At 55.6% G+C, this 1,816-nt stretch carries 1 protein-coding gene and 1 pseudogene; one reads left to right on the forward strand and one right to left on the reverse strand.

Annotation, left to right across the window (positions count from 1 at the left end):
• Nucleotides 1-93: 93 nt before the first annotated feature.
• Complete coding sequence (locus E8M77_RS18945) at nucleotides 94-1,059, reverse strand: IS481 family transposase (protein ID WP_137132195.1); 966 nt, start codon at nucleotides 1,057-1,059, stop codon at nucleotides 94-96.
• Nucleotides 1,060-1,140: 81 nt separating this feature from the next.
• Between E8M77_RS18945 and E8M77_RS18950 the strand changes: the two are divergent.
• Nucleotides 1,141-1,684: pseudogene (locus E8M77_RS18950) on the forward strand (integrase core domain-containing protein); the annotation flags it as partial.
• Between the last annotated feature and the right edge of the window lie 132 nt (nucleotides 1,685-1,816).

The following is a 1,816-nucleotide window of genomic DNA, read 5'->3' on the forward strand; positions in this document are numbered from 1 at the left end:
CGTCGCGCTACAATGCGAGAAGACCAAACAAAATTTCGCATCAATCGTCGCAATCGCCGCAGGCTTCATCTTGATCAAATCCGTCCACACCGCCTAGGTGTTTAGTCCCGGCATTTGATGGTGCGGGTTGAGTTTAAACCGTTCTGGCTCTGTTGCCCAGATTTTGCAGATATATTCATAGGGTGTGAGGCCCCGCAGCGTTTTCAGCCGGCGGCGGTAATTGTAGGCGTCAATGAAGTCTTGGAGGTGGGCTTTTAACTGGGCATGGCTGTCATAGTGGTAACGTTTGACAGTCGCTTCCTTGATCGTGCGGTTCATTCGCTCGACTTGGCCGTTGGTCCAGGGATGCTTGATTTTAGTGAGCCTGTGTTCGATCCCGTTCTCGCGACAACGCATGTCGAACATGTGCGTCATGTAGGTGGCCGTCGGTCCGTCGGCATAGCGCGGCGGGAACGTGAACTGGATGCCATTATCGGTCAGGACGGTATGGATTCTATAGGGCACAGCCGCAATCAACGCGACCAGGAAGGCGGACGCTGATGTTCTGCCTGTCTTGGTGACCAACTGAACGAAGGCGAACTTGCTGGTCCGGTCTATCGCAACATACAGATAGAGCTTGCCTTCGGCAGTGCGTACTTCGGCGATGTCAATATGGAAGTATCCAATCGGGTAGGTCTTGAACTTTTTCTTCGGCGCCTTTTCCCCGGTCACTTCTGGCAATCGGCTGATCTCATGGCGTTGTAAGCAGCGATGCAGCGACGAACGGGTCAGATGCGGGATCGTGGCCTGCAGGGCATAGAGGCAGTCATCCAGCGGCAGCAGCGTGTGTCGGCGGAAGGCAACGATGATCGCCTCCTCTTCGATCGAAAGTGTTGTCGAGCGGGCGTCTTTCGGACCAGTCGGAAGGTCCTTCACCGCCGTGCGCCGCTTCCACTTCGCCACGGTCTTCTGATTGATACCGTAGCGCGTGGAAAGTGCTCTCAGGCTCTCTTGACTATTTTGTATTGCTCGACGGACTGCCTCTGTCGTCCGGGCGCTCCCGTGTAGAATTTGTCCCATAGCGCATCTCTCCATTCTTGGCTGAACAATGCACCATCAAATGCCGGGACTAAACACCAGCAGCGAGTCGTCTGATCATAGCGCCGGGTGCAAGCAAAGCTCAGAGACGATCGCCAGGAGGCTGTCGTGCCGAACGATGTCTGGGCAATGGACTTTTGTCCACGACCAGTTCGCGACTGGCAAGAAGCTGCGCATCCTGACCGTGGTAGACACGCACTCGCGTTACTGCCCGGCCGCCGACGCACGCTTCACCTACCGGGGCGAGGATATCGTCCTGACACTGGAAGGCATCTGTCGGAAGACCGGGTATCCCAAGACGATCAGAGTGGACAACGGCAGCGAGTTCATCTCCCGTGATCTTGCCCTATGGGCCTATGCCAGCAACGTCACCCTGGACTTCTCGCGGCCAGGCAAGCCGACAGACAACGGCTTCATCGAGGCCTTCAACAGCAAGATTAGGGCGGAATGTCTGAACGCCCATTGGTTCTTGACCCTTTCAGATTCGCGCGAAAAATTGGAGACTTGGCGCAAATACTACAACGAGGAATGCCCTCACTCGGCAATCGGATATAACATCCCGATTGACCTGCATAATCCCGGTGGCGCAACCAGCCAGCCATCGTGAGCAAAGCCGGAAAACTCTAATTCCCGGCGGTCCAAGGTTTGGTCTCATACGCGTCCTCATTGATCAGAACCCATTGGCCCATTCTCTGCGTCCGATAGACATGATCCGCCATGGCTGGCTTTCGAGTTTGCG

The organism is Rhizobium sp. FY34 (assembly GCF_005222845.1).
Lineage (GTDB): Bacteria > Pseudomonadota > Alphaproteobacteria > Rhizobiales > Rhizobiaceae > Neorhizobium.